The sequence below is a fragment of the Vreelandella sp. H-I2 genome (genome assembly GCF_052959335.1).
Genome location: NZ_JBRAMC010000003.1, coordinates 533,985 through 557,761, shown reverse-complemented (window position 1 = coordinate 557,761; position 23,777 = coordinate 533,985). Strand labels below are relative to the sequence as shown.

General features: G+C 55.9%; 19 protein-coding genes. 10 read left to right on the top strand and 9 right to left on the bottom strand.

Translation table 11 applies throughout. The features are described 5' to 3' along the window. The first annotated feature begins 6 nt into the window (after positions 1-6). From ACUVOF_RS10575 to ACUVOF_RS10545, 7 genes are all read left to right on the top strand, one after another. Positions 7-1,158, top strand: a complete 1,152-nt coding sequence (locus ACUVOF_RS10575; protein ID WP_447044313.1) for an acyl-CoA dehydrogenase family protein — start codon at positions 7-9, stop codon at positions 1,156-1,158. Then, positions 1,158-2,759, top strand: a complete 1,602-nt coding sequence (locus ACUVOF_RS10570; RefSeq protein WP_447044312.1) for a class I adenylate-forming enzyme family protein — start codon at positions 1,158-1,160, stop codon at positions 2,757-2,759. Before ACUVOF_RS10575 ends, ACUVOF_RS10570 begins: the two co-directional genes overlap by 1 nt. Then, a complete protein-coding gene (locus ACUVOF_RS10565) occupies positions 2,756-3,226 on the top strand; it encodes a PaaI family thioesterase (protein WP_447044311.1) in 471 nt (156 codons plus the stop codon). The genes ACUVOF_RS10570 and ACUVOF_RS10565 overlap by 4 nt, the downstream gene beginning before the upstream one ends. After that, positions 3,223-4,611 (top strand): hypothetical protein, encoded by a 1,389-nt coding sequence (locus tag ACUVOF_RS10560; RefSeq protein ID WP_447044310.1) that lies wholly within the window; start codon positions 3,223-3,225, stop codon positions 4,609-4,611. Before ACUVOF_RS10565 ends, ACUVOF_RS10560 begins: the two co-directional genes overlap by 4 nt. Positions 4,612-4,752: 141 nt before the next feature. After that, the gene (locus tag ACUVOF_RS10555; protein ID WP_447044309.1) at positions 4,753-5,514 is read left to right on the top strand and encodes an electron transfer flavoprotein subunit beta/FixA family protein; all 762 of its coding nucleotides are present in this window, start codon (positions 4,753-4,755) and stop codon (positions 5,512-5,514) included. A 14-nt stretch (positions 5,515-5,528) separates the two neighbouring features. Next, complete coding sequence (locus ACUVOF_RS10550; protein WP_447044308.1) at positions 5,529-6,455, top strand: electron transfer flavoprotein subunit alpha/FixB family protein; 927 nt, start codon at positions 5,529-5,531, stop codon at positions 6,453-6,455. 70 nt (positions 6,456-6,525) lie between these two features. Next, on the top strand, positions 6,526-7,485 hold the full coding sequence (locus ACUVOF_RS10545; RefSeq protein ID WP_447044307.1) for an NAD(P)H-dependent flavin oxidoreductase: 960 nt from the start codon (positions 6,526-6,528) through the stop codon (positions 7,483-7,485). A 147-nt stretch (positions 7,486-7,632) separates the two neighbouring features. Here ACUVOF_RS10545 and ACUVOF_RS10540 read toward each other — a convergent pair whose 3' ends face one another. The 6 genes from ACUVOF_RS10540 to ACUVOF_RS10515 all read right to left on the bottom strand — a co-directional run bounded on the left by ACUVOF_RS10540 (position 7,633) and on the right by ACUVOF_RS10515 (position 16,592). After that, positions 7,633-8,751 (bottom strand): acyl-CoA dehydrogenase family protein, encoded by a 1,119-nt coding sequence (locus ACUVOF_RS10540; RefSeq protein ID WP_447044306.1) that lies wholly within the window; start codon positions 8,749-8,751, stop codon positions 7,633-7,635. A gap of 10 nt (positions 8,752-8,761) precedes the next feature. Beyond that, positions 8,762-9,955 (bottom strand): acyl-CoA dehydrogenase family protein, encoded by a 1,194-nt coding sequence (locus ACUVOF_RS10535; protein ID WP_447044305.1) that lies wholly within the window; start codon positions 9,953-9,955, stop codon positions 8,762-8,764. After that, positions 9,952-11,391 (bottom strand): enoyl-CoA hydratase/isomerase family protein, encoded by a 1,440-nt coding sequence (locus ACUVOF_RS10530; protein ID WP_447044304.1) that lies wholly within the window; start codon positions 11,389-11,391, stop codon positions 9,952-9,954. The genes ACUVOF_RS10535 and ACUVOF_RS10530 overlap by 4 nt, the downstream gene beginning before the upstream one ends. Positions 11,392-11,450: 59 nt before the next feature. Then, positions 11,451-13,460, bottom strand: a complete 2,010-nt coding sequence (locus ACUVOF_RS10525) for a TRAP transporter permease (RefSeq protein WP_447044303.1) — start codon at positions 13,458-13,460, stop codon at positions 11,451-11,453. 49 nt (positions 13,461-13,509) lie between these two features. Further along, the gene (locus ACUVOF_RS10520) at positions 13,510-14,670 is read right to left on the bottom strand and encodes a TAXI family TRAP transporter solute-binding subunit (protein ID WP_447044302.1); all 1,161 of its coding nucleotides are present in this window, start codon (positions 14,668-14,670) and stop codon (positions 13,510-13,512) included. 221 nt (positions 14,671-14,891) lie between these two features. After that, entirely contained in the window at positions 14,892-16,592 is a 1,701-nt protein-coding gene (locus tag ACUVOF_RS10515) for a SulP family inorganic anion transporter (protein WP_447044301.1), read from the bottom strand. A 245-nt stretch (positions 16,593-16,837) separates the two neighbouring features. Between ACUVOF_RS10515 and ACUVOF_RS10510 the strand changes: the two genes are divergently transcribed. Next, positions 16,838-18,517 carry a methyl-accepting chemotaxis protein gene (locus ACUVOF_RS10510; protein WP_447044300.1) on the top strand — a complete coding sequence of 560 codons (1,680 nt, stop codon included), beginning with the start codon at positions 16,838-16,840 and terminating at the stop codon, positions 18,515-18,517. Here the strand turns inward: ACUVOF_RS10510 and rarD are convergent. Beyond that, positions 18,488-19,396: an EamA family transporter RarD gene (gene rarD / locus ACUVOF_RS10505; protein ID WP_447044299.1), complete on the bottom strand. Its 909-nt coding sequence runs from the start codon at positions 19,394-19,396 to the stop codon at positions 18,488-18,490. The two genes, ACUVOF_RS10510 and rarD, sit on opposite strands and share 30 nt — an antisense overlap. A gap of 72 nt (positions 19,397-19,468) precedes the next feature. Here rarD and ACUVOF_RS10500 point away from each other — a divergent pair, with 72 nt between their 5' ends. Further along, a complete protein-coding gene (locus ACUVOF_RS10500; RefSeq protein ID WP_447044298.1) occupies positions 19,469-20,281 on the top strand; it encodes an amidohydrolase in 813 nt (270 codons plus the stop codon). A 2-nt stretch (positions 20,282-20,283) separates the two neighbouring features. Continuing rightward, complete coding sequence (locus ACUVOF_RS10495) at positions 20,284-20,988, top strand: pseudouridine synthase (protein WP_447044355.1); 705 nt, start codon at positions 20,284-20,286, stop codon at positions 20,986-20,988. A gap of 136 nt (positions 20,989-21,124) precedes the next feature. Here ACUVOF_RS10495 and ACUVOF_RS10490 read toward each other — a convergent pair whose 3' ends face one another. Together ACUVOF_RS10490 and ACUVOF_RS10485 are read right to left on the bottom strand one after the other, a co-directional pair. Next, a complete protein-coding gene (locus ACUVOF_RS10490; RefSeq protein ID WP_447044297.1) occupies positions 21,125-22,708 on the bottom strand; it encodes an ABC transporter ATP-binding protein in 1,584 nt (527 codons plus the stop codon). After that, positions 22,701-23,777, bottom strand: coding sequence for an ABC transporter permease (locus ACUVOF_RS10485; RefSeq protein ID WP_447044296.1), 1,077 nt, complete (start codon positions 23,775-23,777; stop codon positions 22,701-22,703). The genes ACUVOF_RS10490 and ACUVOF_RS10485 overlap by 8 nt, the downstream gene beginning before the upstream one ends.

Here is a 23,777-nt window from a genome sequence, read left to right as displayed (position 1 = left end):
GCCGTCATGATTCGTGATCCCGAATTGATCAATCAACTTGTTGATACTATCTCCCGCTTTGTCCGCGAGCGTTTGATTCCCAACGAAGCACGACTCGCCGAAGAGGATGCGGTGCCCCCCGAGATTCTGGCGGAAATGAAGGAGATGGGGCTATTCGGGCTATCGATTCCTGAAGAGTACGGCGGTCTCGGTCTCACTATGGAAGAGGAAGCCCTGGTGGCGATGGAAATCGGCAAGACCTCGCCGGCATTTCGCTCGGTGTTCGGCACCAATAACGGCATTGGGGCCCAGGGCATTCTGATTGATGGCACCGAGGAGCAGAAAGCCAAATATGTGCCGCGCCTGGCCACTGGCGAAATACTCAGCTCATTCTGCCTGACCGAACCGGATTCAGGCTCCGATGCGGCCAGCCTACGCACCACGGCCGTGCGCGATGGCGATCACTATATTTTGAACGGCACCAAGCGCTACATCACCAACGGCCCCGAAGCCGACCTATTTACCGTGATGGCGCGTACCGACCCTGAGAATAAAGGGGCGGGGGGTATTTCTGCGTTTATTGTTGAGGGCAATACGCCCGGCTTGGTGCGCGGCCCGGCGGATAACAAGATGGGCCAGAAAGGCGCGCATACCTGCGACATTATTTTTGATAACTGCCGCGTGCCCGCTGAAAACATCATTGGCGGCAAAGAAGGACAGGGTTTCAAGACGGCCATGAAAGTACTCGACCGCGGGCGTCTGCATATTTCGGCGGTCTGCGTGGGGGTGGCGGAACGCCTGGTGGATGAATCATTACGCTACACCATGGAGCGTAAGCAGTTCGGTGCTGCGCTGTCTGAGCATCAGTTGATTCAGGCGATGTTGGCGGACAGCAAAACCGAAGCCTACGCTGGCAAAACCATGGTGATGGACGCTGCGCGGCGCAAGGATGACGGCGAAAATGTTTCTACACTGGCCTCCTGCTGCAAGCTGTTCTGCGCCGAAATGGTGGGCCGGGTGGCCGACCGCGCGGTGCAGGTTCACGGTGGCGCGGGCTATATGTCTGAATATGCCGTTGAGCGCTTTTATCGCGATGTTCGACTCTTTCGTATTTATGAAGGAACGACCCAAATTCAGCAGTTGGTAATCGCCCGGAATATGGTGCGGGAGGCGTCCTGATGGCTTTGTCGGTTTCCTATCAAGCACCGGACGAGAATATTTTTGGGCGCCTCGCCAGTGAACTGGTGGCGGAACTACCCGAGCGGTTAAGTACCCGCGTGCTGGAAAATGCCAAGCGTCTAGCGGACCAGCCCGCCCTTGTGGATGGCACCGTTCGCTGGAATTACGCCGAGCTGGGGCAAGAGATCCATGCCGCCTGTCAGTGGTTAACCTCTCTGAACGTGCGTCCCGGCGACCGTATTATGACGGTCAGTGAAAACTGCCGTGCGCTGGTGGTGCTGCTGTTGGCTGCCAGTGAAATGGATGTTTGGGTCGCGATTGTGAATTCGCGCCTCTCCGCCCAGGAAGTGGATTTGATCCAGGGCAACTGCCTGCCGCGCCGGGTGTTTTATACCTGCGAAGCCTCCCAAGAGGCGGCCCAGCATGCCGAGAGACACGTCGCCGACCGCTATCAGCATCCACAGTTGGGCGGTTTGGCGATCTCACCGTTATTTGATAGCGAGCCAGAGCCTGTCCACGCCAGCGGTGCTGAGCAGGTCGCGGCAATGATCTACACTTCAGGCACCACCGGCACCCCCAAAGGCGTCATGCTGACGCACCGTGGCATTCTGTATATCGCGTCGATTTCCGGCGGCATGCGCCACCTAAGCGAAGGGCAGCGAGTGTATGGCGTGCTGCCCATGTCCCACGTGTTTGGCCTCTCATCTGTCTGCATGGGGTCGCTGTATAATGGTGCTTGCCTGTATACCGTGCCGCGTTTCGAGGCGTCGCAACTGCTGGCAACGCTGAAAGAGGAGCGCATTACCGTACTGCAGGGTGTGCCTGCCATGTATGCACGTGCTTTGGAGTATCTGAAGCGCGAACAGCGCGCGTTGGAAGCGCCTGCGCTTATCTATATCTCTGCAGGCGGTTCGCCCCTGGACAGTGATACCAAAATTCGCGTGGAAGCCGCCTTCGGCTTAACGCTGCACAATGGCTACGGGCTCACCGAAGCCAGCCCCACTATTAGCCAAACGCGTATCGAAGATCGCCACACCAGCAGCACCGTTGGCCGTGTGCTGCCGCTGTTGGAGTATCGACTGGAGCCGCTGGGCAGTAGCGGTACCGCCGAAAACGCGGGCGAAGAAATCGGTGAGTTGTGGGTGCGTGGCCCCAATATTATGAAGGGTTACTTCCGCCAGCCTGAGGCCACCCGCGCCAGCTTAACCGAGGATGGCTGGCTCAATACCGGCGATATAGCCAAGCTGGATCATGACGATCGGCTCTACATCGTCGGACGCAGTAAAGAGCTGATTATTCGCTCAGGCTTTAATATCTACCCGCCGGATGTGGAAGCAGTGATCAACGAGCACCCGGCGGTCACTTTAACCGCAGTGGTAGGGAGGCAGGTGTCGGGTAATGAAGAAGTCGTTGCTTTTGTGCAGTGTGAGCCGGGTTTTGAGGTCGATATGGCTGAGCTTAAAGCGTTTATCGCCGAGCGTTTGGCGCCTTACAAAAGACCTACCCAAATCGTATTAATGGATGCCCTGCCTTCTACTGCCAGCGGCAAAATTCTCAAGGGGCGGCTGCGCGATTTGGCGCAGCAGGAGAGCGCCTCATGAGTTCTTCGCAACTACCTACCCCCGAAACGTCTCAACAAGCACTGATGGGCTATCACGAGTTGCTGGGCATGCACGTGGTGGAGTGGGAGGAAGGGCGTTCAGTAGTGGAGTTGACCATTGAGTCGAAGCACCTTAACCGTAGCGGCAATGTGCACGGTGGCGTGCTGGCCTCGATGTTGGATAGCGCGCTGAGTCTGGCGGGTCTGCATTGTGAAGTGCCAGGTAATATTCGCCGAGGCATGACGCTGTCACTCACCACTACGTTTGTTGGGCCTGCTAAGCAAGGCGTGCTGCGGGCAACGGGCACGCTGCGCGGAGGTGGCCAAAAAACCTACATGTCCAACGGTGAGATCGTCGATGAGCAGGGCAATCTAGTGGCCATGGGAGAAGGTTCGTTTCGTCGCCGCAGCGGCAGCGAAACATCTCAAGGCGTCCCCGACCCTCAGTTGAGCGAGCTTACCGAGTGAGCCAAGCCCGCCTGCGGGTTTCCTGCTTATTGCTGGTCATGCTGGCCACGCTGATTCATTTGGTAGGTGGCAGCGTGGCGTGGCAAGCCGCGGGTATTGGAGCGCTGCTGCTCTACTTGATTACGCTGAAAGGCCAACTTACCCGGATGGCCAAAGGGCTGCTGCTCGCTGCGGGTGCACTAACGCTATTAGCTCTGTGGCGTTCGCCAACGCCAGGTCTGCTGCTGTTTGAGGCGAGCGGCCGTTTCGCCTTTTTTGCCACCTTTGTGGTGGCGCTTAGTATGCTGCGCTTGCCTGCCTATCGCTCGCGCTTAGTGCGCCGCTGTGGGCAGAGCATGCTGCTTCAGCCCCCCAGCCGCCGCTATCCTATTTTATCGTTGGGTTCTGCACTCTTTGGCATCATTCTCAATATTGGCGTGTTGAATCTGTTTGCCGCCATGATAGAAAAGAGCAACACGCTAAGGGCGGCCGAGGGTCGCGCCTGGGTGCAAACGGCCCGTCAGCGCCGCATGATGCTGGCGCTACTGCGTGGATTCTCTCTGGCGCCGCTGATTTCCCCCATGGGCATCGGGGTGGCCGTGGTGCTATCTAGCCTTCCCCAAGTCACTTGGCTACAGCTAGCGCCCTATATTTTAGGGGCTGCTGGGCTGATTTTTATGGCGGGATGGGCGGTAGATTTTCTCACCGGACCGCACCCTCCTGCTCATAAAGCCCGGATAGCCGCGCCCTCGCTACGCCCGTTGGCCCACTTCAGCGTGCTGCTGCTTTCGATTGTGGCGCTGGTATTTAGCATTGCCTGGATTTTGCAGCTGCGCTTGCCGATTGCCGCTCTGTTAGGCGCCCCCATAGGGGCGTTGATATGGCTTGCCTGGCAGCGTCGCAGGCTGGGCTATGGTGGAGTGCCCGCAGCGGTGACGACCATGCATCGCCAACTGCCCTGGCTGCTTTTGCCCAGTGCCAATGAAATCGTGGTGCTGGGGGCAGCAGGCTATCTAGGGCACTTATGCGTGGGCTTGGTGGATACCCAGCAGCTCGCGCCGCTGCTTGTGGTGTTAAACCCGTGGGGCGCTTTTAATGCCGTGCTGGCTATGCTGATGGTGGTGGGGCTTGCCCAGGTAGGCATCAATCCTATCGTTACGGTAACCTTGCTGGTGGGGTTGCTGCCAACGCTAGGTATTGAAGGGCTCTCGCCTGCGCTAATCGGTGCATCCTTAATGGTGGGTTGGGCGCTGGCGCTGATGTCCTCGCCTATGACTGCCTCAATGTTGATTTTGTCGCGCTTTACCGGCGTGCCTGCCCAACAGATTGGTTACCGCTGGAATGGTAGATTTCTGTTAGCCTCAATTCCCTTATTGGCGGCGTGGTTTGCTTGGTCACCGTTTTAATAGACCGCAATAAAAGGAAGCCTTGACCTTTGCACGACGTTTTTTTATTGTGTTGATCATAAAATGAAATAATATTTTGCCATGCGAAATAAAAGAACGGGCTAGTTTATTAGAGATGTTTAAGTACTCGGAGCATGCCTTATGAAAATCCTCGTTGCGGTGAAACGCGTCATCGACTACAACGTCAAAATCCGTGTTAAAGCGGACCACTCGGACGTTGACCTGACCAATGTCAAAATGGCCATGAACCCCTTCTGCGAAATTGCTGTGGAAGAAGCGGTGCGCCTCAAAGAGAAGGGCACCGCCACGGAAGTGGTTGCCGTCACGGTCGGGCCCAAAGCCGCCCAAGAGCAGCTGCGTACCGCGCTGGCGCTGGGCGCCGACCGCGCGATACATATCGAAACCGACGAACGCGTGGAATCGCTGGCGGTCGCCAAGCTGTTGGCCAAGGTCGTCGAAGAAGAACAGCCCGGCCTGGTGATCCTGGGTAAGCAGGCGATCGACACTGACAACAACCAAACGGGCCAGATGCTCGCCGCGCTGACCAACCTGCCCCAGGGCACCTTCGCCTCGGAAGTGGAAATTAGCGGTGACGGAAGTGATAAAAAGCTCAACGTCACCCGTGAAATCGACGGCGGCCTGCAAACCGTGGCACTCACGCTGCCCGCGATTGTCACCACCGACCTACGCCTCAACGAGCCGCGCTACGCCAAGCTGCCGGACATTATGAAGGCCAAGAAAAAGCCGCTGGACGTTAAAACCCCCGCCGACTACGGCGTTGAAGTGGCGTCCAAGGTCACGCTGCTCAAGGTGGAATCCCCCGCCGAGCGCAAAGGCGGTATCAAAGTGGCCTCGGTAGACGAGCTGATCGACAAACTGAAAAACGAAGCCAAGGTGCTTTAATAGGAGCTGATCTCATGAGCATTCTGGTACTTGCCGACCTCCATGAAGGCCAACTGGCTAGCGCCACCGCCCACGTGGTCGCCGCCGCCCAGGCCATCGGTGGTGAGATTGATATTCTGGTCGCCGGCGAAGGTGTCCAGGCAGCGGCAGACGCCGCTGCAAAACTCGACGGCGTCAACAAAGTACGCGTTGCCGATAACGCCGTATACGCCCACCAACTGGCTGAGCCCATGGGCGCGTTACTGGTCGAACTGGCCGATGGCTACACTCACGTGCTGGCCAGCGCCTCCACCACCGGCAAAAACGTCTTGCCGCGTCTGGCCGCACTGAAAGACGTCAGCCAGCTATCGGATGTGTTGGGCGTTGAAAGCGCTGATACCTTCCTACGTCCGATCTACGCCGGCAACGCCATTGCCACGGTCAAAAGCGACGACACGCTGAAAGTGATCACCGTGCGGACCACCGGCTTCGATGCGGTGGGTAATAGCGACAGTGCAACGATCGAAGCCGTCGACACGGTGGTGGACAACAGCCAGTCCCGCTTCGTCAAAGAAGAACTGGCCCAGAGCGACCGCCCGGAACTCGGAGGTGCCAAGGTCGTCATCTCCGGCGGCCGCGGTATGGGCAACGGCGAGAACTTCAAGCTGCTCGACGGTATTGCCGACAAGCTGGGTGCCGCCATCGGTGCCTCCCGCGCGGCGGTAGACGCAGGCTTTGTGCCCAACGACATGCAGGTCGGTCAGACCGGCAAGATCGTCGCACCCGAGCTGTACATTGCCGTGGGCATCAGCGGTGCCATTCAGCACCTGGCGGGTATGAAAGACTCCAAGGTGATCGTCGCCATCAACAAAGACGACGAAGCGCCGATCTTCCAGGTGGCCGACTATGGCCTGGTGGGGGATTTGTTCGAGATCCTGCCGGAGCTTGAAAGCAAGCTGTAACTGCTTCCTAAAAAGCCCCGCAAGGGGCTTTTTTCGCTCATGGCGTTCAATAATAACTAGCGAGCTGCCTATGCTAACCCAACTGACTGCCTCGATGACGCTGCCGGTTATCGGCTCCCCGATGTTTATTGTCTCTGGGCCTGAGCTGGTGATTGCTCAGTGTCAGGCGGGCATTATTGGCGCGTTTCCTGCGCTAAACGCTCGGCCTGCAGAAGTGCTTCGGGAGTGGCTGCAGCAGATTACCGGCACCTTGGCCGACTACAATACCCAGCATCCGCAGCAGCCTGCCGCGCCGTTTGCGGTGAACCAGATCGTGCACCCCACCAATGACCGCCTGGAGCACGATGTGGCGCTATGCGCCGAATTTAAGGTGCCGCTGATCATTACCAGCCTGCATGCACCCAATCGAGTGGTCGAGCAGGTACACGCTTATGGCGGCCTAGTGTTTCACGACGTGACCACGCTAAGGCATGCTAAAAAAGCCATCGATGCCGGGGTGGATGGGCTGATTTTGGTGTGCCAAGGGGCTGGCGGCCATGCGGGACGGCTCAACCCCTTCGCTTTTGTGGCAGAGGTTCGGCAATTTTACGATGGCCCGCTGGTGCTGGCAGGGGCGATTACCAAAGGCGAGCAGATCGCCGCCGCTCAGTCGCTGGGCGCAGACTTGGTGTATATGGGCACGCGTTTTATTGCCACCCAAGAAGCCAATGCCCAGGCCGCTTATAAACAGATGGTACTGGAAGCCGCCGCGGGGGATATCGTCTATACCAACCTGTTTACCGGCGTGCACGGTAACTACCTTCGCCAGAGTATTGAGCTTGCGGGGTTAGATCCAGACGCACTGCCAGAAGGTGACAAAACCGCCATGCGCTATGGCTCAGGGGGCAGCAGCAAGGCTAAAGCATGGCGGGATATTTGGGGCGCGGGGCAGGGAGTCGGTGGCATTACCACGCTAAACAGCGTGGCCGATGAAGTAGCCACGCTGCACGCCGATTATCAAAAAGCGCTGGATCAGTTACGGCGGCGTTGACGAAACACGGCCACGCGAGCGTGAAAATCATCCGTGGCCTTGCACTCGTCCTGTAGGTTGGCCGCCTGACACATGGCCCGCTTAGCCGCCGCCAGCGCTAGGGGGAGATGGGACCACCAGGACTTGCCATTGCACAGGCATTCCTCCTTAGGCGGCGTCTAACTGCTCGCTGACTATCTCAAGGTGGTAATCGCTGTCGCCCAGGTAGTGATCGAACATCACCAAGTGCTTAGCATAGTGGGCAACGTAGCACTCTTCAGTCATGCCCATGCCGCCGTGAAGTTGAATGGCTTGCTCTGCGATGAAACGCGCGGACTCACCGCAGTAAGCCTTGGCCGCGGCGATTTTATAGTCCCGCTCGGGGGCGGGTAGCGAGAGGCTGGTGGCGGCGAGAATCGCCATAGAACGCGACTGCTCCAAGTGAAGGTGCATATCCACCATGCGGTGCTGCAATGACTGAAACGTGGCGAGCGGCAGACCGAACTGCTTGCGCTCTTTTAAATACGCCAAGGTTTGGTCGCAGGCGGTTTCCATAGCGCCTATTACCTCGGCGCAAAGCGCGGCGCGGCCAAGGGCCAGTACCTCTGCCAGCGCGTCACCTGCGTCTTCGCTTAGGCAATAGTCAATTGGCAGGCTAACGCTATTCAGTGTCAGGTCACCTGCGGGCTGGTCATCCATGGTGCGATACGTTCGTAAAGTGGCGCCTTGGGTATCCGCAGGTACGATAAACAGCCCTACCTTGCCGCTGGGCAGTTGGGCGGTCACTAGCGTTGCGGCGGCATTGCTCAGGTTCATCACCACATCTTTGCGGCCGTTAAGCTGCCATTGGCCATCTTGGTGGCGGGCTTCGGTCGAAATATCGAAAGCGTCATAGCGGGCGCTGTGCTCTTGCCAAGCCAGGGCGAGCTGATGCTCTCCCTCTAACAAAGGGACCAGCCATCGTTCATGCTGTGCTGGGTTGGCGCATAGTGCAAGCAGTTGCCCCGGCATGACCAAACCATACAGGTAGGCTTCCGGCACTAAGCCGCGCCCCAGCGCCCGCATAATGATCATTAAATCGGTGCCGTCGCCGCCCAGCCCGCCTATGTCTTCGCTAAACGGCATGTGCAGCAGGCCCAGCTCGGCAAAGGTGCGCCACAGCGGGCTAGCCTCTTGGGCGGGCGCTACCAGCATGGCGCGACGCTGCTCGGGAGAAACCTGGTCGGCCACCAAGCGGGTAAGCGTTTCTTCGAGCATGCGCTGCTCGTCGGTGAGTGCAAAATCCATGGTGACTCCCTTACATACCTAAAATGGTTTTAGCGACGATGCTTTTTTGAATCTCGTTGGCACCACCATAAATCGACAGCTTGCGACGATTAAAATATTGGGCGCTGGCGGCAGCGTCTTGGGCGTAGTCGTCATCCAGCGATTCATCACCATGGAGAAACTCGGGGAAGAACGGTAGGGCAGCGGGTCCAAGTGCACTGCGGGTGAGTTCGCTGATCTCCTGACGAAGCTCTGAGCCACGCACTTTCAGCAAAGAGCTTTCAGCGCCGGGTACACCGCCATCCCGCGCTGCGGCAATCACACGTAGGTTGGTGACCTCCAGCGCCATCAGCTCAAGCTCGACTTTGACCACCCGTTGGCGAAAGCTGGGTAGCGATAGCAGCGGTTTGCCGCGATGCTGGACGCGGGAAGCGAGAGACTTCAAATGGCGCAGCGCTTGTTTGGCGTGGCCAAGCCCGGCAATGCCGGTGCGCTCGTGGGTCAGAAGGAATTTGGCGCAGGTCCACCCCTGGCCCTCTTCGCCCACGCGGTTTTCCATCGGTACGCGAACATTGTCGAGAAACACCTCGTTAACTTCATGGGCACCGTCGAGGGTGATAATCGGCCGTACGGTAATGCCGGGGGTCTGCATATCAATCAGCAAAAAGCTGATACCCGCCTGCTTTTTCGCGTGCGGGTCGGTGCGCACCAAACAGAACATCATGTTGGCGTGCTGACCTAAGGTGGTCCAGGTTTTCTGACCATTGACGATGTAGTGGTCACCATCACGTACGGCGCGGGTCGACAAGCCTGCCAGATCCGAGCCGGCGCCTGGTTCGGAGTAGCCTTGGCACCACCAATCCTGATTGCTGAGGATGCGCGGCAGGTAGTGCTGTTGCTGCTCGACACTGCCAAATTTCATGATGACCGGCGCGACCATATTCACGCCAAAGGGTACCACCGTGGGGGCATGGGCGGCAGCGCACTCCTCATCGAAAATATGACGCTGCACAGGGCCCCAGCCCGGGCCACCATGTTCGGTTGACCAGTTGGCGGCGAGCCACCCTTGTTCGCTGAGAATATTCTGCCAGCGCAGGTGGTCATCGGCACGTAGATGCCGCCCAAGACGCACTCGCTCACGAATATCGCTGGGCAAGGCATCGGCTAAAAAACGGCGGACTTCCTCGCGGAATGCCTGCTCGTCGGGGCTAAACGTCAGGTTCATGAATGGGCATCCTTGGAAGGCGTCGATGAAAGATTGGATTGCAGGTTACCTTGGCGATGTGGCCCGCCCAGGTGGCGGGGGTAGCCCAGTGCTTCAACCGCCAGCAGATCAATATCGCTCTCGCGGTAGCAGGCGCCTTGCTGTGCTAACGTCAGGCTCGCCTGCTCCAAGGCTGACTGAACGTCGTTGGCGGTCGTTTGCTCTGCAGCTTTATAAAGGGTGCTCAGCACGCTTTGCGCCTTACTCACCACCACATTGGCCCGCAGAGCTTTGAGCGTCAGCGCTATCCGCTGCTGGATTTCATCGCTTGTGCCTAGGTTAACCAGCTCGTGGAAGGGGCCGCGCTTGGCAAGTACGAGGCTGAGGGGTGTTACTGGGGCGCTGACGGTTAGAGGCTGCAGTGCCACGGTAATCGCCTGAGCAGGGCAGACGCTGGCATTTGCACCGGGAGCAAGCAGGCACAGCTCAGTGTTATCGTTGGGTACATTAGTGAGTTTAACGCTGGCGCGCTGGGCAGCTTTATTAAGCTGCTCAAACAGTGGGTGCTCACCGATGAGAGCGATATGCTCAAAAGCCTTGGCGTCTTCAACTCCCGGCACAATGTGCGGGTTTCGGGCGGCAAAAAATAGATGAATAAGGCCCGCGCGCTGGGGGGAGTCCATGCAGGCAAGAAAGAGTTCACGCTCACGGCGCAAACCTTCTTCAAGCGACGCCGCTTTTGTGCAGGCCTCAATGGCTTCCACAATGCGAAACGGTGAAAACAGTTCGGGTGTGTTGGTTTCAAGTTTTTCTTGCATGGCGGCAATGGCTTGGGAATTAGGCTCTGGGGCAGGTATCTGCCCGGTGATACGCGTCTGCTGTTGTCCCGCTAAGACTGCCTGTGCCGTTGCCAACCCTGCTTCCAAAGGCGTTTGGGCATCGCTGATCGCATCGATAACGCCGATCTCAAGCGCTTCATCGGCTTCTACAAAGCGCCCGCTGGTGATGATTTCCAAAGCCCGTTCTACACCTACTAGGCGCGGCAGCCGCTGGGTGCCCCCTGCGCCCGGCAATAGCCCAAGCTTTACTTCCGGAAGCCCTACACGAGTGCCTGCCAGGGCGATGCGATAATGGCAGCCCAGCGCAACTTCTAAACCACCACCTAAGGCGGTGCCATGTATCGCCGCGATGAGCGGTTTGGAGCAGCCTTCCAGCTGCGAAATCACATCCGGTAGCAGTGGCGCTTGGGTCGGCTTGCCAAATTCCCGTATATCGGCGCCGGCAATAAAAGTTCGCCCCTCTGCCATCACTACCAGTGCTTTGGCCTGCTGATCGGCTAACCCCTCTTCCAGGGCACTGACTAAGCCGCTACGTACCGCTTGGCCCAACGCGTTGACAGGTGGGTTCGCGATACTAATAACGCCGACTTCACCATGTCGCTGGTAGTGAACACTCATAGTGGCTCCCATGTTTCGCATGATAGTGAGTTGAAAAAGTACGCTTTATGTTTCGTCAGTTAAGCCACTGATGTGTTTTGCGAACGCCGGTGGTGGCGCTGGCTTAAACGCGCCATTAAAACGCCGGGGACCAACGCTAGTGTGGCGAGACCGATCAATTCCCATTGGCTTAGCGGCACCATGCCGCCGCCAGGCAGTGCTAGCAGCAGGCCTGCGATCAATACGAGGGCACGAATAACGATCTCCTGCAGAGGGCCATAGCCTAGTCGGCCTACACCCATCAGGTAGCCTTGCATCGCTGAGGCAAACAGAATGATGCCGATGATTGCCTGAATAAATACGGCGATGATCATCAGCGGCGCGCCCTGCATAATTAACGCTGGATTCAAGACGAACAAGAAAGGGATGAAATATATAACGCTGCCCAGGCGCATGGCCTGTAGGCCGGTTTCCATGGGGCGGGCGCCGGCCACAGTAGCAGCGGCAAAAGCACCCAGGGCCACCGGTGGGGTAATAAAGCTCAGCATGCCCCAGTAAAGAATAAACATGTGCACGGCCATGGGATCCAGGCCGCCACCTTGAATCAGGGCAGGTGCCAACGCCACTGCCAGGAAGATATAGGCAGCGGTTACGGTCATGCCAATGCCTAGTACGAAACTGGTCACCGCTCCCATGATCAACAGCAGGGGCACACTCCCACCGGCGATATTGATAAAGTCGTTGGCGATGGTGCCGGAAAGGCCAGTCATGGAGAGTGCGCCTACTAACATGCCCACACCTGCCAAAATCGCAATGAGTTCGGCGAACAGTTTGGCCGCTGAAGAGAGCGTATCGGATACGTCCTTCCAGCCCCAGCGGTTGTGCTTGGAAAGTTGGTTAAGCACCAGTAGCAAGGCGGTAGCATAGAAGGGCGCCACGGCTTCGCGTTGCATAATTAACAGCATCCACACCAGCAGTGCGAAGACAAAGATAAAGTACCAGCCTTCTTTCAGGGTTTGCTTCAGCGAGGGCAACTCAATAGCCGGTAGGCCTTTAATATCATGACGTGCTGCGTAAGCATCTATTTGGATAAACAGACCTAAGAAATACAGGATCGAGGGAATCACCGCGGCAAGGGCGACAGCCGAATAAGGAATATCCAGGAACATTGCCATTACAAAGGCGGTGGCCCCCATCACAGGGGGCATTAACACACCGCCCGTCGAGGCACAGGCTTCCACACCGCCCGCAAAAGAGCGGCTCATGCCAATGCGGCGCATGGCGGGGATGGATAAAACGCCGGTGGTCAGCACGTTACTGATGACACTGCCGCTCATGGAACCCATCAGGCCGCTGGAGAAAATTGATACCTTGGCTGGGCCACCGCGTACATGACCAAGCAATGCAAAAGCGAGATTAATAAAAAACTTGCCGCCGCCGCTTTTTTGCAGCACGACACCAAATACCAAAAAGCCAATGACCAAACCTGCAAACGCCTGTAGAGGCACACCCATGATGCTTTCAGTGCTCATGGTGTGGTACATGGCCGTTTGTTCCAGGGTGGAAGGAAACGCCTGGATTGGGCCGGGGACGATGTCGGCCACCAGTGGATAAAGGGAGAATACACCGGCAATGATCGCAATCGGTAAACCACCTGCCCGTCGCGCTGCTTCGATAATCAGTAGCCAATAGGCATAGCTGGCATAAATAGCCATTTCCGGGGCAGAAAAAGCCCAGCCGCGCTCCAGAATGGGCACTGCGTTGTAGACGAAGTAACCGCCCACGAGCAGGGTGGCTGCGCTGAGCAGATAGTCATACCAGGGAATAGGCTGCTCTTGCTGGCGACTGCGCATCGGCCAAAGCAGAAAAACCAACGGGAGTAGCAGTGCGACAACCGCATAGTAGAACTGCGTTTCCAGGCCCGTTACAAAGGTCAACAAGCCCATATTGAACAAGTAATCCAGCGTCATCAGCATCAAAATGACGGTGACAGTGGCTGGAACCCAGCGCAGGGCAGCCGGTAGTTCACGAATTTGGCTGATTTTTTCTTTAACCTGCTGATTATTGGCAGGCGGGGTATCGGTTGTCATAGGGCGTTCCGTCAATCAGCAGGGGCGGCGGACGCCGCCCCGTGGCGTATTACTCAAAGATTGGTTCGAAGTCGGCATCGGCTAACGCGGTGGCACGAGCTTCCATCCATCCGGCAGTAAAGGCCTCATCATCGCTGGGTGCGTCTTGCATAAAGCTCTCCCAGGCAGTTAATAACACGTTCTGGCGTTCTACGAGATTGTCCTGATGTGCCTGCATTTCGTCAGTCCATACGCCGGTCTCTTTGTAGTACTCCACGACTGCATCGTGAAATGGCACTACCCATTGCAGGTCTTGTTGTTCTAATGCATAGCCTAATGCGCCGGGGGCATTGTCTTTATAGTCGTCAAAGTTCTCTTGCATCGCTTTGATCAGACCATAGGCCACGTTGTCATCCAGGTCTTGATTGGCGACTACGATTGGGTACGGATAGCTGGCGCTGGGGACTGGGTTATCAGCGCTGATACCGCCCGCGCCCGCGGTGACTTCGTGGGGTCGGAAGTAGGGCGCAACGGCGGCCATACGCTCCCAGCCTGCCTCGTCGTTAGGGTCCAGCACTGGCCAACTAATGCCGCGTGGGCTGCTGGCAAGCTGTTGGGCGGGCGGGGTGACGGTGGTGGTAAAGGAGGCATCTACATCGCCTGCGATAATGCCGTCAAAAGAGCGTCCGTAGCCGGGGTAATCAACCCGCTCGACGTCGTCCCAAGTGAGGCCACCAAAGGCAAGATACGCTTCGGTGCCCTTATTGAGCGCATCGTCGCCGCGAATATAGGCAATGCGTTTGCCCGCTAAATCAGCGGGGGTTTCAACGTCTAAATCGCCCGCTACCGCAAGTGATAAGCCAAAAGAAGCGGTGGACGTGGTAATGACGCGTAGTGGCTGAGGTCCCCAGTCACGGTCTGCAAACATCATCACACCTTCAGCACCGTAGTAGCTCGCAATCCCACAAGCGCAAAGGTCGACACGGCCCTGCTTAAGCGGTGTCATGCGGGATACATCGTTATCACCTGGAAGAATTCGTACCGATGAATCGTATTTGTTCTGCAGCATATTACCGATGGCCACAGCCTGAGCGTAGCCGCTCGAGTTGGTGCCGTAGGCTGTCCAAGCCATGGTGTTAGGTAGTTCAACCTCACTGGCATGACTAACCGCCGCGCCAAGTAATGTTAAAGGCAGGGCAGCAATAAGTAGTCGATGAGCAAATGGGCGCATTTGATGCTCCTTTATTGTGGTTGTGATTACGTTGATAGTTACGTTCTGTTACTTTGTGTTTTGCTGTGCGGTACGCAGTTTTGCTAAGTGGTCGGTTGATAGTAGAGAAGCCGTTGGGTAGCTGTCAATGCTGTTATTAGTGCCTGCTATTTTTAGTCAGCGATAGGCACAAAAAAGCCAGGCAATCGCCTGGCTTTTCAAAAGTTTGCTGATTTATCTCGCTAGGAAAATTCGCGCCAAGCGGCGTAAGTGCTGAGAAAAACACGTCCGGTTAGCGCATCCAAAAAATCGCTCTTTTTAAGCTGATCCATTACTGGCCCTTTTACTTCGGACAAATGGAGCTTTACTTCAGAGTCCTTTAAACGGGCATTGATGGCATCCAGGCTCTCTAACGCTGAAGCATCGATCAGATTGACCGCCGAGCAGATCAACACTACGTGCTCAAGCTCAGGGTGGCTCGCGACTAGGTTATAAACGGTGTCTTCTAAATAGCGGGCATTGGCAAAATACAGGCTTTCATCGATCCGCAGTAGTGCCACAGTACTGACCGTTTCGACATCGTGCCGGTTAGTGTTTCTAAAGTGCTCGGTACCAGGGACGCGTCCCACCAAGGCGCTATGGGGACGGCTGGTGCGGTATAAAAACAGTGCAATCGAGAGAGTGACACCGCTGAGGATGCCTGCTTCTACGCCTTCGACCAGTGTAAGCAAAATCGTCACTGCCATGGCCGCAAAATCACTACGTGAATAGCGCCAGGTTTGGCGAAGCATGGGAATGTCGACGAGCGTTAAAATCGACACAGTAATCGTCGCGGCCAGCGTTGCGATAGGCAAATAGTAGAGCCAACCGGTGAAAGACATTGTCACCAACGCGATTCCCAATGCCGCAAAGGCACCGGCAGCTGGCGTTTGTGCCCCTGCGTCGTAGTTGATGACCGTGCGTGATAAACCGCCAGTTACCGGCATGCCGCTTGAAAATCCGGCTGCCAAGTTGCTGACGCCTAAGCCAACTAGCTCTTGATTGGGGGAGATGCGCTGACGCCTTTTTGCGGCCAGCATTTGACCCATGGAGACCGACTCTACAAAGCCTACCAAGCTAATCAGCAGCGCTGGGATCAATAGTGATCGCCATAGTGAATAGTCTCCCCAGGGCAAGCTAAGCGCAGGTAGACCGCCAGGTATCTGACCCACCACATTGACGCCCTTATCAGCCAGTTGCCAGTGCCAGGTCACCAGAGACGTAATGACCACCGCAAAGACAGGGCCTGCTTTTGCAATCAAGTCAGCCAGGGGCAAGGGAAAGCCCACTTTGTTTAGGGTGGCTTTGCCATGGCGACGCAGTGCAATTAAAAACAACAGAGTGCCACCGCCGATCGATAAGGTGGCGATATTGAAGGAGGCTAAGTTAGGCACCAAAGTGACAAGGCGTTCAATTAAAGTAAAGCCACTACTTTCGACCCCGAGCAAACTACCCAGCTGACTGGCCGCAATCAAAATACCTGAAGCCGTCAAGAACCCAGAGATAACCGGATGGCTTAAAAAGTTGCTGAAAAAGCCCATCTTCAGCAAGCCCATTGCCACTAACATCCCGCCGGAAAGCAGTGAAAGCATGAGCGCTGCCTGTAAATAAGTCTCCGTCCCGGTTGCTGCGACCGACGACAATGCCGCACCTGTCATCAACGCGATAATGGCCACCGGCCCGACCGCCAGCGTTTTGCTGGTACCAAACAGGGTATAAACCAGTTGTGGCAATATGCTGGCGTACAAGCCAACCACCGCCGGTAGCCCGGCTAACAGCGCATAGGCGAGCGATTGGGGGATGACCATCACGGTGACGATCAGCCCCGCCAAGAGATCGGCCCCCAGCAGTCGCTTATGGTAGTGGGGGAGCCATGTCAGGATTGGCAAATAGCGCTTAAGCATGAATACCAGGTAGTTTGGAGGTAGCAGATAAAAGAGGGTAAGGGATATTTCATTTAGTGTCAGTGCTTATATTCATTTGTTCTTCAGCAACCCAACGAAAGCTAAACGATTATAGGCTTTTTCTCTCCCCCCAAAGTGTTACTTCTTTCATTAGCGTAACCCGGTAAGCTTAGGCACAAAGGAGAGTTAAAACTCCTTATGTAGGGTGTTGGATACTCAATAACATTAATAAAAGAGTACTGCTCATGCGCTTACTGCGATTGTTAGTACCAGTGCTACTCATGGCGCTGTCAATAGGGCTTACCGCACAAGGTGGTATTTGGGGTTACCTAGCGCTTATTTTTGCCTTATTAGCAGGGGGGGCTTTTTTACGATCTGCGCTGGTGGGCGTCTACCGCGCCGATCAACGCCAGTTAGAACAGCGTAACCGCGGAATAAAGCCACTGCGGGATTACCGCTCATTACGTGCCATGGCCTACCGATTAATGAATCGGGCCAGCAGCACTGCGATTGCCTCTGCCGAAGTCTCCCACTATGCCGATCTGATGGATCAGCGCCTGACCCATCAAGAAACCATGGCCCGAGAGGCAGCATCGAGTATGACCGCCATTAATGCCGCGATTATGCAGGTCAGTGCCAGTGCTAGCCAGGTAGCAGCGCTCGCAGAGCGCGCACGGGATGCCAGTCATCATAATCATGCCGAACTGGACGATATCATCCAGGATATGACCGATGTGGCTGAGCGCTCAAACCAAGCGCTGGAAATGTTGACCACGCTGAACGATAAAATTGAACGCGTACGTAGTGTCACTTCAATGATCGAAGACATCGCTGAGCAGACCCACTTGCTGTCACTCAATGCGTCAATTGAAGCGGCGCGCGCGGGTGAGCATGGCCGAGGATTTGCTGTCGTCGCAGGTGAAGTGCGCAACCTGGCGCTAAAAACCTCTACTGCGACGCAGAGCGTTGATGAGTTGGTGAAGGACATGCATGAGAGCGGTCAGTCGGTGGCCGCTACCATGGGAAATTTAATGTCCCGTATCAGCGAGCGTTCCAAGGGGTTGCAGCGGGTAGGCAGCAGCCTGGGTACGATGACTCAGGAGTTTGACCAAGTACAAAGTGAAATAACACGCGTCGCTGATGCCATGCAGAATACCCGTCAGCATAGCCAAACAGTGGCGGACAGTCTTAGCCAGTTGGAAGATGACGTTGATGAAGGCAACCGTAATATGCATGATTTGGCCGAGCAGGCTCGGGCGCTGATGGAAGCCGCTGAAGGGGTTGATGGCGAACTTGCCCAGCAGCATTTGGAGGGACGTCACCAGCAGGTATTCCGTGCCGCGCGGTCAACCGCAGACAGGTTGAGCAAGTTGCTGGAAAAAGCCATTGCCAGCGGTGAGCTTTCAGAAACCACGCTATTCCAGCCCCATTATGAGCAAATACAAGGTACCCAGCCACCGCTCTATAAAACCGGGTTCGATACCTTCACTGACAAGCACTTGCCTAGTTTGCAGGAGCCGTTGCTGAAACAACTGGGGTTAAGCTACGCCATTGCCTGTGACCGTAAAGGCTATGTGCCGACGCATAACAAGGCGGTGAGCCGGGCGCCTATCGGTGAGTATGAGCATGACTTGAAATTTTGCCGTAGCAAACGGATTTTCGATGACCCAACCGGCAGCCGCTGTGGCGCTCACGAAAAACCGCTGTTATTGCAAACCTACAAACGCGATACCGGCGAAATCATGCACGATCTTTCTGTGCCTGTGTATGTATTGGGTAAGCATTGGGGTGGCTTCCGTGTTGGTTACCAACCCGAACGGGATACTACATCGGCGCCTAAACTGAAATCAGCCGCAGTTGCTGATACTCATGCGAATGCATTACCACCTCTTGCATTAACTAGCCGTCGTGTAGCGCGGGCGTGATTGCCACGCTGACCAAGAGTAGAGCGCGAGCCCGCTCCAAATAAGTATAAAGGTTGCCAGTTGGATAACCCCCAGGGGCTCGCCGAATACGGTTAAAGCAATCAGAAACTGAATACTGGGATTGATGTACATCAAAAAGCCCAAGGTCGCCAAACGCAACCGGCGGGCGGCGCCTGCAAATGCCATTAGAGGTAACGCCGTCAAAGCGCCGCTGGCGATGAGCAGGCTAGTGGTTGATGCGTTTTGTAAAAAATGTGAGCTGCTATTCCCGCTTAGCCAGGTTAAGGCGATTAGAGCGAGAGGCAGTAAGAGCAGTGTTTCCACAAACAGCCCTGATAAACCGTCTAACGGCACCTGCTTCCGAAATAGGCCATAGCTGCCGAAACTAAGTGCTAGCAATAAACTAATCCAGGGCAGCTCGCCCAGCATTACAAACTGAGTGGCAATGGCGATGCTGGCCAAACCTAGTGCTATCAATTGAGGCTTTGCTATCACTTCACGAAGAACCAGCACGCCGAGCGCAACGTTTACCAGCGGGGTTAAGAAGTAACCCAAACTTGCCTGTAATACCTGTTTAGACTCCACCGCATAAATATAGAGTCCCCAGTTAAAGGCAATTAATAGCGCACAGGCCAACACCCGGCCAAGCCGCTTGGGCTCGCCCAGCGCCGCCACAACCGGTGACCAACGGCGCAACAGGGTGATTAAACCCACCAAAAAAAGGCACGCCCAGATAATACGGTGAATTAATATTTCAAAAGCGGGAACGCCGTCAAACAATGCGAAAAAGAGCGGGAAACACCCCCACATGGTATAGGCGGTTAGTCCAAACATAACGCCTTTGACTGCTTCAGGATCGCGTGTTGGAGTAGGAAGCATAGCAGCCTCATTATTTAAAGATGCTAATCTAGCATAAACGTTGCCATGAGACTGACGAAATGGAGGTGTTAAATGAGTCAACTCAGAAGCACTCTAGTGCAGTGCGATCTGCGCTGGGAGGATCCGGCGGCCAATCACACTCATCTTGAGCAGTTGCTGGGTGAGTTGGACAGCCGCGATACGGATCTCATTGTATTGCCAGAAATGTTTGCCACCGGTTTTACCATGAATTCCCGTGAAATGGCTCAGCCGATGGCAGAGAGCCAAAGCGTCGCATGGTTACTGGCCCAGGCGAAGGCGCGTAACTGCGTGATGACCGGTAGTGTGGCGATTAAAGAAAACGGAGAGTTCTACAACCGCTTGGTCTGGGCGACACCAGAGGGGGAGTTAACCCACTACGATAAGCGTCATCTATTCCGTATGGCCGGTGAGCACGAGCGCTACGGCATGGGCAGCGAGCGTAAAATTGTTGAGCTTAACGGCATTAAGCTGCTGCTGAGTGTTTGCTATGATTTGCGTTTCCCAGTGTGGATGCGTCAGCAGCCAGCAGAAGGTGAGCATTTCGAGTATGATGCGCTGCTATGTATCGCCAATTGGCCAGCACCGCGGCGCCACCCTTGGCGCACGTTGTTGCAAGCTCGCGCGGTAGAAAACCTAAGCTATGTGATTGGTGTTAACCGCGTTGGAGAGGATGCCAAAGGACTTGCCTATAGCGGTGACTCCTTATTGGTCGACTTCAAAGGCGAACCGCTGATTGATCAACCTGCCCATACCCCGTTTATAGAAACGGGCACGCTGGATAAAACTGCCCTTGATGCTTTTCGTGAAAAATTTCCTGCCTGGCAAGATGCCGACCATTTTAAGCTGCTGCCAGGAGTGGGTTAATGATGCGCCTTGATCGCTTTCTAAGTGAAACCTCACCGTTAACCCGCAGCCTCGCTAAGCGAGCGCTAAAAAACGGCGAAGTTACTCTCAATGGTGAGCCGATCAAGCAGTCGGCGACCCAAATCGATACTGATAACGATGTGGTCGTTCTCAATGGTGAACGGTTGGCGTTGGTAGGGTTGCGCTACATTATGCTGCATAAGCCTGTTGATGTTGAATGCAACGCTCGCCGCGGGCTCTATCAGCGGGCGATTGATCTTATCGACCTGCCGAAAGCCGATCGACTACAGCCGGTAGGGCGTTTAGACGTGGATACTACTGGACTGTTGCTGCTAACCGATGACGGACAGTGGTCACATCGTGTTACGTCACCACGCCACCGCTGTGCCAAGGTCTATATCGCTGAGCTTGCAGAGCCGATGGAAGGCGCAGCGGCAGAGTGGGCGATTGGCCAAGTGGCCGATGGCCTGATGCTGGATGGGGAAGAGACCCCGACACAGTCTGCCACGCTGCGGCTGCTGTCGCCTACTCAGGCTGAGCTGACGATTACCGAAGGGCGCTACCACCAAGTGAAGCGTATGTTTGCCGCTTTAGGTAATCACGTGAACTCATTGCACCGCAGCTCCATCGGTGAGTTAGCGCTGGATGAAAATCTGGCCCCCGGCGAGTGGCGCGAGCTGACTGCCGACGAAATCGCACTTTTCTGAGTCCTAACCTAAGGTCTTTATTAGCCGCTTCCCAAAAGGGTAAGCGGCTTTGTTTTTTTCGAATATTTATACCGTTATCTTAGGTTTATCATTAGCAATAGCAAGTATCGTGGCTTACTAAAATTAGTAAATCAGGCTAGTGAGTCAGGTGCGCAGCGGAAATCAGCGCTTGGGTATAAGCGTGTTTGGGCGCAGAAAGCACATCCAGGCAAGCGCCTTGTTCGACCACTTCGCCGTCCTTGAGCACCATAATGCGATGTGCCATGGCGCGAATAACGGCTAAGTCATGGCTAATGAACAGATAACTCAACTGCCTGCGGGCCTGAAGGTCACGTAGCAGAGTAACAAGCTGCTTCTGCACTGTACGGTCTAACGCTGAAGTGGGTTCATCAAGTACCAGTAGCTCCGGCTCCAGGATGATCGCCCTGGCCACGGCTATACGCTGGCGCTGACCGCCGGAAAACTCATGCGGGTAGCGTGCAGCGCAGCTCGCGGGTAAACCGACTTCGTGTAACGTTTGATTGACCCGCTGGATGACTTCGTCATTCGTTAGGTGCGGATAATGAAAGCGCAGCCCCTCGCTGACAATATCGAATACCGGCATACGCGGTGAAAGGGCGCCGTAGGGGTCCTGAAACACCATCTGCAAACGGTGTCGCTGGCGACGCAAATCATCGCCTTTTAGGTTGCTTAACGTGTCACTGCCCAGGGTGATATCGCCTTGGCTGCTGACCAGCCGCATAACGGCCGAGGCCAGCGTGGTTTTACCTGACCCGGATTCACCCACAATACCAAGCGTTTCCCCAGGTGCGATATGAAAATCGGTGGGGTGAACCGCCACAAAGGCGGGTGGTTGGCGCTTGAACAAGCCGGTCTTGGGGCGCTTGAAGCTCACACTCAACTGGCGGGCCGTTAACAACGGCGGCGCCTGTTCGATCGCCTGAGGCCTGCCCTCCGGTTCTGCGGCAAGCAGCGCTTTAGTGTAATCGCTTTGCGGGTTCTGAAAGACCTGCTCCACTGGGCCGATTTCCTGAATTCGGCCCTGATACATGACACAAATGCGATCGGCATGCCGACGTACCAGGTTTAAATCATGGCTGATAAACAGCATACCCATGCCATGGTGATCGCGTAGTTCACGCAGCAGGGCGAGAATCTCTTGCTGTACCGTGACGTCCAGGGCGGTGGTGGGTTCATCGGCAATAAGCAGTGACGGGTTGTTGGCAATCGCCATGGCAATCATCACCCGTTGGCGCTGCCCACCCGATAGCTGATGGGGCCAGGCATTAAGTAACTCGTCTGCACGCGGCAGTTTTACCTGCTCAAGCAGGGCCTTGCTGCGTTGACGGGCGGCTTGGCCGCGCAAACCCTGATGTAAGCGCAATGCCTCACCGATCTGCTTACCAACTCGATGGAGCGGGTTGAGCGAGGTCATTGGTTCTTGAAAAATAAACCCAACCCGGTTGCCGCGTATCCCGTTCCACTGCGCCTGGGTTAAGCTCGCCAGATTGGTATCTCCCAGCCAGCGTTCGCCTTGAATAGAAGCATTGCTGGGCAGCAGGTTGACCATGCCCAACGCGGATACTGATTTGCCCGAGCCCGACTCACCAACAATCGCCAGGGTTTCACCTGCATTAAGGGTGAGTGAGAGTGAGTGCACCACTGGGGTGCCATCAAAGGAGACGTTCAGGTTTTCAATGTGCAAGAGCGGTTCAGGCATGCTGGGCCTCCTGGGCAGGGTCTGCTTGGCGCTGTTGCACGTGGCGGGGATCAAAGGCATCGCGCAGCCCTTCGCCAATGAACACTAACAGCGAAAGCATGATCGCCAGGGTCATAAACGCCGTGATGCCCAGCCAAGGGGCATGAAGATTGTTTTTACCTTGTGCCGCAAGCTCACCCAGTGAGGGGGCGCCGGGAGGCAGGCCGAAGCCGAGGAAGTCCAGCGCGGTCAGGGTGCCAATAGCGCCGGTAAACAGAAACGGAATAAACGTCAGCGTCGCGACCATGGCGTTGGGCAGCACGTGGCGCCACATAATCAAGCGGGAGGGTAAGCCCATCGCTTTGGCCGCACGCACGTACTCCAGGTTGCGCGCGCGCAGGAATTCGGCGCGCACGATATCGACTAGGCCAAGCCAGGAGAAGAGCAGCATAATCCCTAGCAGCCACCAAAAGCCTGGCTGAACAAAGCTGGCTAAAATAATTAGCAGGAACAGTACCGGCAGACCCGACCAGATTTCGGTAATCCGTTGGCCAATCAGATCAATCTTACCGCCGAAGTAACCCTGTATACCGCCGACCACGACACCGATCATCAACGATCCCGCAGTGAGCACTAGCGCAAAAGCGACCGAGAGGCGAAAGCCATAAATCACCCGTGCTAACACATCCCGTCCCTGGTCATCGGTGCCCAGCCAGTGGCGGCTATCCGGTGGCGCTGGCGAAGGGCGCGTCATATTCATATCCAGTGTTTGGTATGAAAATGGGATGGCAGGCCAGAGTGCCCAGCCGTGTTCCTTGATCTGTTGCTGAATAAATGGGTCCAGATAATCGGTACGCGTAGGTAGAAAACCATCGAACTCAGTTTCGGGGTAATCCACCAGCATCGGGATGTACCATTGGCCGTCGTACTGCATGATGATGGGCTTATCGTTGGCGATCAGTTCGGCAAATAGGCTGACGATAAACAGCGTGGCAAATAGCCAAAGTGAGACGCGAGCCCGTCGGTTGGCTTTAAAGGCTGCCAGTCGGCGGTGAGTAATGGGCGATAAGCGGGAGGAAAGAGAGGCCAT

What these genes read in the sequence shown, in the direction of transcription:
- rarD (WP_447044299.1), bottom strand. Translation starts at nt 19,396, where the DNA reads ATGCTTCCTACTCCAACACGCGATCCTGAAGCAGTCAAAGGCGTTATG.
- ACUVOF_RS10540 (WP_447044306.1), bottom strand. Translation starts at nt 8,751, where the DNA reads ATGGATTTTGCACTCACCGACGAGCAGCGCATGCTCGAAGAAACGCTT.
- ACUVOF_RS10490 (WP_447044297.1), bottom strand. Translation starts at nt 22,708, where the DNA reads ATGCCTGAACCGCTCTTGCACATTGAAAACCTGAACGTCTCCTTTGAT.
- ACUVOF_RS10485 (WP_447044296.1), bottom strand. Translation starts at nt 23,777, where the DNA reads ATGGCCTCTCTTTCCTCCCGCTTATCGCCCATTACTCACCGCCGACTG.
- ACUVOF_RS10550 (WP_447044308.1), top strand. Translation starts at nt 5,529, where the DNA reads ATGAGCATTCTGGTACTTGCCGACCTCCATGAAGGCCAACTGGCTAGC.
- ACUVOF_RS10515 (WP_447044301.1), bottom strand. Translation starts at nt 16,592, where the DNA reads ATGCTTAAGCGCTATTTGCCAATCCTGACATGGCTCCCCCACTACCAT.
- ACUVOF_RS10575 (WP_447044313.1), top strand. Translation starts at nt 7, where the DNA reads ATGATTCGTGATCCCGAATTGATCAATCAACTTGTTGATACTATCTCC.
- ACUVOF_RS10570 (WP_447044312.1), top strand. Translation starts at nt 1,158, where the DNA reads ATGGCTTTGTCGGTTTCCTATCAAGCACCGGACGAGAATATTTTTGGG.
- ACUVOF_RS10525 (WP_447044303.1), bottom strand. Translation starts at nt 13,460, where the DNA reads ATGACAACCGATACCCCGCCTGCCAATAATCAGCAGGTTAAAGAAAAA.
- ACUVOF_RS10530 (WP_447044304.1), bottom strand. Translation starts at nt 11,391, where the DNA reads ATGAGTGTTCACTACCAGCGACATGGTGAAGTCGGCGTTATTAGTATC.
- ACUVOF_RS10500 (WP_447044298.1), top strand. Translation starts at nt 19,469, where the DNA reads ATGAGTCAACTCAGAAGCACTCTAGTGCAGTGCGATCTGCGCTGGGAG.
- ACUVOF_RS10495 (WP_447044355.1), top strand. Translation starts at nt 20,284, where the DNA reads ATGCGCCTTGATCGCTTTCTAAGTGAAACCTCACCGTTAACCCGCAGC.
- ACUVOF_RS10565 (WP_447044311.1), top strand. Translation starts at nt 2,756, where the DNA reads ATGAGTTCTTCGCAACTACCTACCCCCGAAACGTCTCAACAAGCACTG.
- ACUVOF_RS10555 (WP_447044309.1), top strand. Translation starts at nt 4,753, where the DNA reads ATGAAAATCCTCGTTGCGGTGAAACGCGTCATCGACTACAACGTCAAA.
- ACUVOF_RS10510 (WP_447044300.1), top strand. Translation starts at nt 16,838, where the DNA reads ATGCGCTTACTGCGATTGTTAGTACCAGTGCTACTCATGGCGCTGTCA.
- ACUVOF_RS10535 (WP_447044305.1), bottom strand. Translation starts at nt 9,955, where the DNA reads ATGAACCTGACGTTTAGCCCCGACGAGCAGGCATTCCGCGAGGAAGTC.
- ACUVOF_RS10520 (WP_447044302.1), bottom strand. Translation starts at nt 14,670, where the DNA reads ATGCGCCCATTTGCTCATCGACTACTTATTGCTGCCCTGCCTTTAACA.
- ACUVOF_RS10545 (WP_447044307.1), top strand. Translation starts at nt 6,526, where the DNA reads ATGCTAACCCAACTGACTGCCTCGATGACGCTGCCGGTTATCGGCTCC.